Below are 7286 nucleotides of genomic sequence, written 5' to 3'. Positions count from 1 at the left end.
AGCTGTTCGCCGCGATGGGCATCGCGCGCGACGACAAGCCGATGCGGCAGGACTGGGTGCTGCGCGGCTTCCGCCAGTTCGACGCGCCGGTGTCGATGGTCCTGACCTACGACCGCGAGCTCGATCCCGGCGCGGTGGTGCATTTCGACCTCGGCGCGCTCTGCTACGGCATCGTGCTCGCCGCCTGGGACCGCGGGCTCGGCAGCGTCATCAACGGCCAGGGCATCATGCGCTCCGACATCGTGCGCGAGGTGGCCGATATCCCCGACAGCCAGGCGATCATGACCTGCGTCGCCATGGGCTACCCCGACGACAGCTTCCCCGCCAACGGCGTGCGGTCCGATCGCGAGGAAAACGGCAGCTTCGTGCGCTATGTGGGGTTTGCGGATTGAGGCGGATGTCAGAACGCCTTGGGCAAACCGGCCTGGCGCAGGATTGCATTGGCGGTGTGTCGGCTTGGAATGCCGACTGGTACGGCGAAATTACGCTTTGTGATCGGGCTATGCCAGATTTCGTGGCTGCCGCGCCCCTGTCGGACCATCTCGCAGCCCGCGGCGCGCAACAGTTCGCGCAGCGCCCAATCGAATTGCGGCGCCATTTAGTTTGCCGGTTCGACTTCGCGCAACGCAGTGATTTGCAGGAACAGCGATTCTGGAGCGACGTCCGGATGATTGTCCGGCAGCAAATCGAGCGCCATCGCCGAGATTTTATCCAGGAGACCGTCGAGCGTCGGCGCATCGGCCGCCGCGGGAATGTCATCGCAATGTCCGCTCCAGACCGAAGCTTCTTCGTCCCATGTCGCCGAAATCGTGAAGATGACAGGTTTGGGCATTCCCGCTCCGTCGGACTGCTGCCGTTCGCTGCCCATGATAGCGCAACGCCCGGCAAAAGTCCCGCCTCACCGCGTCCCGAAGCTCGTCTTGCCGAACAGCGCCTTTTGCGTCGACGGCTGCGAGCGCCAGTATTGCGGCGGGGCGCTCACTTCGCCGCCGAGCTCGGCGGCGGCGTGCCAGCCCCAGCGCGGGTCGTAGAGCATGCCGCGCGCGAGCGCGACCATGTCGGCCTTGCCGGAGGCTATGATCTCCTCGGCCTGCTTCGCCTCGGTGATCAGGCCGACCGCCATGGTGACGACGCCGGTCGCCTGCTTGATGGCCTGCGCGAACGGCACCTGGTAGCCGGGCCCGAGCGGAATTTTCTGCAGCGGCGACACGCCGCCGGAGGAGGCGTCGATCCAGTCGACGCGGCGCTGCTTCAGCGCCCTGGCGAACTCGATGGTCTGGTCGATGTCCCAGCCGCCCTCGACCCAGTCGGCGCAGGAGACGCGGATGCCGACCGGCTTTTCTTGCGGGAACGTCGCACGCACCGCCTCGAACACTTCGAGCGGAAAGCGGATGCGGTTCTCGAGGCTGCCGCCATAGCGATCGGTCCTTCGATTGGAGATCGGCGACAGGAACTGATGCAGGAGATAGCCGTGCGCGCAGTGCACCTCGATCGCATCGAGGCCGAGCCGGTCGGCGCGCCTGGCCGCCGCGACGAAGGCGTCGACGATGCGCTTCAGGCCCGCCGCATCCAGCGCGCGCGGCGGCGGCTCCTCCGCCTTGTGCGGCACGTCGGACGGTCCCTCCGGCAGCCAGCCGCCTTCGGAGACAGGGATCAGCTGACCGCCGTCCCACGGCGTGTGGCTGGAGGCCTTGCGGCCGGCATGGGCGAGCTGGATGGCGATCGCCGCCTTCGAATGCCGGCGCACGGAGGCGATGACCGGCTTCAACGCCGCCTCGTTGGCGTCGCTGTAAAGGCCGAGGCACCCGGGCGTGATGCGGCCGATCGCCTCGACGCCGGTCGCCTCGATGCAGAACATCGCGGCGCCCGACAGCGCCAGCGAGTTGATGTGGGTGAAGTGCCAGTCGGTAGCCGAGCCGTCCTCCGCCGAATACTGGCACATCGGCGCCACCATGATGCGGTTGGCCAGCTTGAGGTCGCGCAACTGGATCGGCGAAAACAGCGTGCTCATGCGGATTTCCGGGAAGATGGAGGAGGAAGCCGCCCAATTTGTAGCGGGGCGTTGCCCCGCCCTCAACCGCCGGGCCTGCAACCCTCCCCTTACGCTTTGCCGCGGGACCGCGTACGGAAGCGAACCCGGCCTGTGGGTCATCGCATTAAATTGAAAGCGGCGTCCGGCCCGGCCGCTGGCACGGCCGGCCGTTTGCCCGCACAATCGAGCCGTCACGTCCACGATTCTGCGCCTGGGAATGCCGATGACCCTGAGGAAGTGCTGGCTCGCGTGTCTCGTCCTGCTGGTGCCCACTGCTGCCGGCGCCGCCGAGATATCGGGCGTTCCCAAGATCCGCGACGCCGACCTGGTCCAGATCGGCGCAACCCGCATTCGCCTCGGCGGCATCGACACGCCCTCCACCGACCAGCTCTGCCTCAACACCAAGGGCGAACGCTGGACCTGCGGCGTCGCCGCGCGCGACGAGCTCGTCAAGTTTAGCGGCGGCAGGAAGTGGACCTGCCAGACCCGCGCCATCGACCGCCGCGGCCGCACCGTGGCGCGCTGCCAGGTCGACGGCCAGGACATCCAGAAATGGCTGGTGTCGAACGGCTGGGCGCTGGCCTATCTCCGCATCTCGAAGGATTACGAAGCCGACGAGAAGATGGCGCGCGAGGCCAAGGCGGGCATGTGGCAAGGCGCCTTCATCGCGCCGTGGGACTGGCGCGTGCGCAACAAGAAGACGGCCGTACTCGGCGCGGTGAAGCCGCCGGACAATGCGAGGGCCATCCTGCTGGCATCGGCCTCGGGCCCGGTCGCGCCGTCGCCCGACTGCACCATCAAGGGCAACGTCAACACGTCGGGCGAATGCATCTATCACCGCCCGACCAGCCGCTGGTACGCGAAGATCAAGATGAAGATCGCCAAGGGCACCCGCTGGTTCTGCTCGGTCGAGGAGGCCGAGGCCGCCGGCTGCCGGGAGACGCGGCGCTGACGAGGACAGAAAGCGATACAGGCAAGCGCAGCCGCCTGCGCCGCGCCTCGATCATCCTGCTGCTCACAATGGCGGCGTACATCCTGCTCGCCTATATCGTGCTGCCGCTGCTGTGGACCCATCACGAGCGCCAGAAGGGCCTCGCCGGCCTCGACATGGTGACCCGCACCGCGCAGGGCATTCCAGGCGATCCCGTCAATGTCGGGCTGATCGGCGACAGGAACGACATCATCTGCGCGATGCATGCGGCGAACTGGTTTCCCGCCGATCCGATCACGCTGAAATCCTCCATCGAGATCGTCGGCAGCGTGCTGCTCGGCCGGCCCTACCGGGATGCGCCGGTGAGCAATCTCTATTATCTCGGCCGGCGCGAGGACCTCGCCTTTGAAAAGCCGATCGGCGCCAGCGCCGACCGCCGCAACCACGTCCGCTTCTGGAAGGTGCTGGACGACGGCGAGGAGAAGCGCCCGGTTTGGCTCGGGGCTGCAACCATGGACCGCGGCGTCGGCGTCAGCCATTACACCGGCGCCATCACCCATCACATCGACGCCGACATCGACCTGGAGCGGGCGGCGCTGACGCTCGACCTCGAAGCGGCTGCCATGGTGACCGCCAAATATCAGGTCACCGGCATCGGCCCGACACTGGCGGGCCGCAACGGCGGCGGCGACCTCTATCATACCGATGGCGAGGTGTGGATTTTGCGCCTGGTCGAGGCCTGCCGGAAAAACACCGCGCCGGTGAACGTGCTGCCGAGCCCGCTGGCGACGGAAATCAAGGACCGGATCTGGCGCCAGATTGCCGGCACCATGAGGAATTGAGGCAAACCTACTCGTTACAATTCTGCATGAATGCACCGCTCGGAGGCCCTTTGAAATTGCGTCCGGCCATGCCAGCATGGCCGCGAATCCAGACAGGGAAGACTGCCAATGACCGTTCGCGCGGGCCGGGAATTTCTGGCCATCCCCGGACCCACCACGATGCCCGACGAGGTGCTGCAGGCCATGCACCGTCCGGCGCTCGACATCTATTCCCGCGAAATGATCGAGCTGAGCGACAGCCTGCACGACGATCTGTCGAAGCTGTTTGCGACCAAAAACAGGTCCTACATCCACATCGCCAACGGCCATGGCGCCTGGGAAGCGGCGATCTCCAACGTATTGTCGCGCGGCGACAAGATCCTGGTGCTGGAGAGCGGGCGGTTTGCGGTCGGCTGGGGCATTGCCGCCGGTATGATGGGCGTCGACGTCGAGGTGCTGAAGGGCGACTGGCGCCGCGCCGTGCGGCCCGCCGAAGTCGAAGAACGGCTGCGGCAGGACAAGGAGCACACGATCAAGGCGGTGCTGGTGGCGCAGGTCGATACGGCCTCCGGCGTCTGGAACGATATCGAGGCGATCGGCAAGGCGATCAAGGCCGCCGGCCATCCCGCCCTGTACATGGTCGACACCGTGGCCTCGCTCGGCTGCATGCCGTTCGAGATGGACGCATGGGGCGTCGACGTCGCGATGTCCGGCTCGCAAAAAGGCCTGATGACGCCGCCGGGCCTCGGCTTCGTATCCGCCAGCGACCGCGCCCGCGAGGCGCACAAGAAGGCGAATTTGCGCACGCCCTATTGGGACTGGACCGAGCGCGAGGGCAGCGAGCACTATCGCAAATATGCCGGCACCGCACCGGTGCATCTGTTGTTCGCGATGCGCAAGGCCATCGACATGCTGTTCGCCGAAGGCCTGGAAAATACCTTCCAGCGCCATCGCCTGCTCGGCGAAGCCGTGCGGCGCGCGGTGTCGCGCTGGTCGGAGGGGCAGGTGCTGAGCATCAACATCGCGGAAACCAGCGAGCGTTCCAATACGGTCACGACCGTGATGACGAACGGCTACGATCCGGTGCCGCTGCATCGCTACTGCAAGGAGAAGTGCGGCGTCGTGCTCGGCGTCGGCATCGGCGAGTTGCACGGCCAGGCCTTCCGCATCGCCCATATGGGCCATGTCAACGCGCCGATGATTTTGGGCACGCTCGCCGTCATCGAGACGGCGCTCAAGGCGCTGCAGATCCCGCATGGCCGGGGCGGGACCGAAGCCGCCATCGAGTGGCTCGGCGAATCCGTAAGCGCCTGACCCTTTTCGCCGCCTCGGCTGGCATTCCGCTCTCAGCGTACCGATATTGCGGGAACCGATATCGCAGCGAATGAGGACCGAGTGAACCGACCGAAACCAGCCGAGAAGCCGCCAGCCGCGCCGATTGCGCCGCGCCGGCCGCATTCCTTCACCGCCCACGGCATTACGGTCACGGACGACTATGCCTGGCTGAAGGACCCCAACTGGCAGGAGGTGCTGCGCGACCCCTCGATCCTCGATCCCGACATCCGCCGCTATCTGGAGGAAGAGAACGACTACACCGAGCAGGTGCTCGGCCATACCGACGGCTTGCAGAAGAAGCTGGTTGCGGAAATGCGCGGCCGCATCAAGGAGGACGATTCCAGCGTTCCCTCGCCGGACGGGCCTTACGCCTATTTCCGCAAGTTCCGCGAGGGCGGACAGCACGAAATGTTCGGCCGCATGCCGCGGCAAGGCGGCGAGGCCGCGATCGTGCTCGACGGCGACGCGCTGGCGGCGGGTTGCAAATATTTCAAGTTCGGCGGCAGCCGGCATTCGCCGGATCACAAACTGCAGGCCTGGAGCGCGGACACCAAGGGCTCGGAGTATTTTTCCATTCGCGTGCGCGACTGGGCGACCGGCACAGACCTCGACGACCTCGTCGAGGAGACCGACGGCACCGCGGTCTGGAGCAAGGACGGGGCGAGCTTCTTCTACGTCAAGCTCGACGACAACCATCGCCCGATGCAGGTCTGGCGGCACCGCCTCGGCACCGGACAGACCGACGACATCCTGGTCTATGAGGAGCAGGATCCCGGCTGGTTCACTCACCTGCACGAAAGCTCGAGCAGCCGGTTTTGCGTGATCGCCGGCGGCGACCATGAGACTTCGGAACAGCGGCTGATCGACCTGGCCAATCCCGATGCGCCGCCGCGCCTCGTCGCGGCGCGTGAGGAGGGCGTGCAGTACTCGTCCAATGACCGCGGCGACGAGCTCTACATCCTCACCAATGCCGATGGCGCGATCGACTTCAAGGTCGTTACCGCGCCGCTGGCTTCGCCCGAACGCGCCAACTGGCGCGACCTGATCGCCTACCGCGAGGGGGTCTATGTGCTCGACGTCGAGCTTTATGCCGGCCACATGGTGCGGCTGGAGCGCGCCAACGCCCTGCCGGCGATCGTGATCCGCGATTTCACGACGGGCGAAGAGCACGCCATTGCCTTCGATGAGGCCGCCTACTCCCTCGACACCATGGGCGGCTACGAGTTCGACACCACCAACCTGCGCTTTTCCTACTCGTCGATGACGACGCCGTCGGAAGTCTATGACTACGACATGGCGAAGCGGGCGCGAGTGCTGCGCAAGCGGCAGGAGATCCCCTCCGGGCACGATCCTGCCGACTACGTCACGACGCGGATCATGGCGCGGTCGCATGACGGCGCCGAGGTGCCGGTGTCGATCCTGCACGCCAAGGATTTCGCGCGCGACGGACGGGCGCCGCTGCTGCTCTACGGCTACGGCTCGTATGGCCATGCGATGCCGGCCTCGTTCAATGCCAACCGGCTGTCGCTGGTCGATCGCGGCTTCGTCTACGCCATCGCCCATATCCGGGGCGGCTCGGACAAGGGCTGGGGCTGGTATCTCGACGGCAAGCGCGAAATGAAGACCAACACGTTCGACGATTTCGCCGCCGCGGGCCGCGCGCTCATCGAGGCGAAATACACCGGCGCCAAGCGCATTGTCGGCCACGGCGGCAGCGCCGGCGGCATGCTGATGGGAGCTAGCGCCAACCGCGCCGGCGAACTTTTCGCCGGCATCGTCGCCGAGGTGCCGTTCGTCGACGTGCTCAACACCATGCTCGACGACTCGCTGCCGCTGACGCCGCCGGAATGGCCGGAATGGGGCAATCCGATCGAGAGCGAGAAGGATTTCCGCACCATCCTGTCCTATTCGCCCTACGACAATGTCGCGGCCACGGACTACCCGGCGATCCTGGCGATGGGCGGCCTGACCGATCCGCGCGTCACCTATTGGGAGCCGGCGAAATGGATCGCGCGGCTGCGTGCGACCATGCGCGGCGGCGGTCCGGTGCTGCTGCGAACGAACATGGGCGCCGGACACGGCGGCGCATCGGGACGCTTCAACCGGCTCGACGAGATCGCGATCGTCTACGCGTTCGCGCTGTGGGCGGTGGGGTTGGCGGATAAAG

The 7286-nt window shown here is 66.3% G+C and carries 8 protein-coding genes; 5 read left to right on the top strand and 3 right to left on the bottom strand.

Translation table 11 applies throughout. The features are described 5' to 3' along the window. A partial coding sequence (locus tag ACT4OC_RS30840) for a nitroreductase family protein (protein ID WP_444842845.1) occupies nucleotides 1-392 on the top strand: 392 nt, incomplete at its 5' end. Nucleotides 393-400: 8 nt separating this feature from the next. Here the strand turns inward: ACT4OC_RS30840 and ACT4OC_RS30835 are convergent. From ACT4OC_RS30835 to ACT4OC_RS30825, 3 genes are read right to left on the bottom strand one after another with little or no spacing between them, the layout of a single operon-like run. Then, a complete protein-coding gene (locus tag ACT4OC_RS30835; RefSeq protein WP_444842844.1) occupies nucleotides 401-598 on the bottom strand; it encodes a type II toxin-antitoxin system HicA family toxin in 198 nt (65 codons plus the stop codon). Continuing rightward, the gene (locus ACT4OC_RS30830; protein ID WP_444842843.1) at nucleotides 599-868 is read right to left on the bottom strand and encodes a DUF1902 domain-containing protein; all 270 of its coding nucleotides are present in this window, start codon (nucleotides 866-868) and stop codon (nucleotides 599-601) included. It lies immediately after the preceding gene. Nucleotides 869-898: 30 nt separating this feature from the next. Then, entirely contained in the window at nucleotides 899-2011 is a 1113-nt protein-coding gene (locus ACT4OC_RS30825; protein WP_444842842.1) for an NADH:flavin oxidoreductase/NADH oxidase, read from the bottom strand. A 238-nt stretch (nucleotides 2012-2249) separates the two neighbouring features. Here ACT4OC_RS30825 and ACT4OC_RS30820 point away from each other — a divergent pair, with 238 nt between their 5' ends. The 4 genes from ACT4OC_RS30820 to ACT4OC_RS30805 form a co-directional block, all read left to right on the top strand. Further along, entirely contained in the window at nucleotides 2250-2984 is a 735-nt protein-coding gene (locus ACT4OC_RS30820) for a thermonuclease family protein (RefSeq protein WP_444842841.1), read from the top strand. 68 nt (nucleotides 2985-3052) lie between these two features. Further along, nucleotides 3053-3805, top strand: a complete 753-nt coding sequence (locus ACT4OC_RS30815) for an LssY C-terminal domain-containing protein (RefSeq protein ID WP_444842840.1) — start codon at nucleotides 3053-3055, stop codon at nucleotides 3803-3805. Nucleotides 3806-3913: 108 nt separating this feature from the next. Next, nucleotides 3914-5098, top strand: coding sequence for a pyridoxal-phosphate-dependent aminotransferase family protein (locus tag ACT4OC_RS30810; RefSeq protein ID WP_444842839.1), 1185 nt, complete (start codon nucleotides 3914-3916; stop codon nucleotides 5096-5098). 81 nt (nucleotides 5099-5179) lie between these two features. Continuing rightward, on the top strand, nucleotides 5180-7286 hold a 2107-nt coding region (locus ACT4OC_RS30805; protein WP_444842838.1), incomplete at its 3' end, for a S9 family peptidase.

Source organism: Bradyrhizobium sp. (genome assembly GCF_052389815.1).
In the GTDB taxonomy this organism is placed as follows: Bacteria; Pseudomonadota; Alphaproteobacteria; order Rhizobiales; family Xanthobacteraceae; genus Bradyrhizobium.
Note: the sequence above shows the minus strand (reverse complement) of the source record. Positions and strands in the feature narration are given on the sequence as shown.

Bases quoted from the DNA above. Each gene is read 5' to 3' on its own strand.
- ACT4OC_RS30835 (WP_444842844.1), bottom strand. From the start codon at position 598: ATGGCGCCGCAATTCGATTGGGCGCTGCGCGAACTGTTGCGCGCCGCG.
- ACT4OC_RS30830 (WP_444842843.1), bottom strand. From the start codon at position 868: ATGGGCAGCGAACGGCAGCAGTCCGACGGAGCGGGAATGCCCAAACCT.
- ACT4OC_RS30825 (WP_444842842.1), bottom strand. From the start codon at position 2,011: ATGAGCACGCTGTTTTCGCCGATCCAGTTGCGCGACCTCAAGCTGGCC.
- ACT4OC_RS30820 (WP_444842841.1), top strand. From the start codon at position 2,250: ATGCCGATGACCCTGAGGAAGTGCTGGCTCGCGTGTCTCGTCCTGCTG.
- ACT4OC_RS30815 (WP_444842840.1), top strand. From the start codon at position 3,053: ATGGCGGCGTACATCCTGCTCGCCTATATCGTGCTGCCGCTGCTGTGG.
- ACT4OC_RS30810 (WP_444842839.1), top strand. From the start codon at position 3,914: ATGACCGTTCGCGCGGGCCGGGAATTTCTGGCCATCCCCGGACCCACC.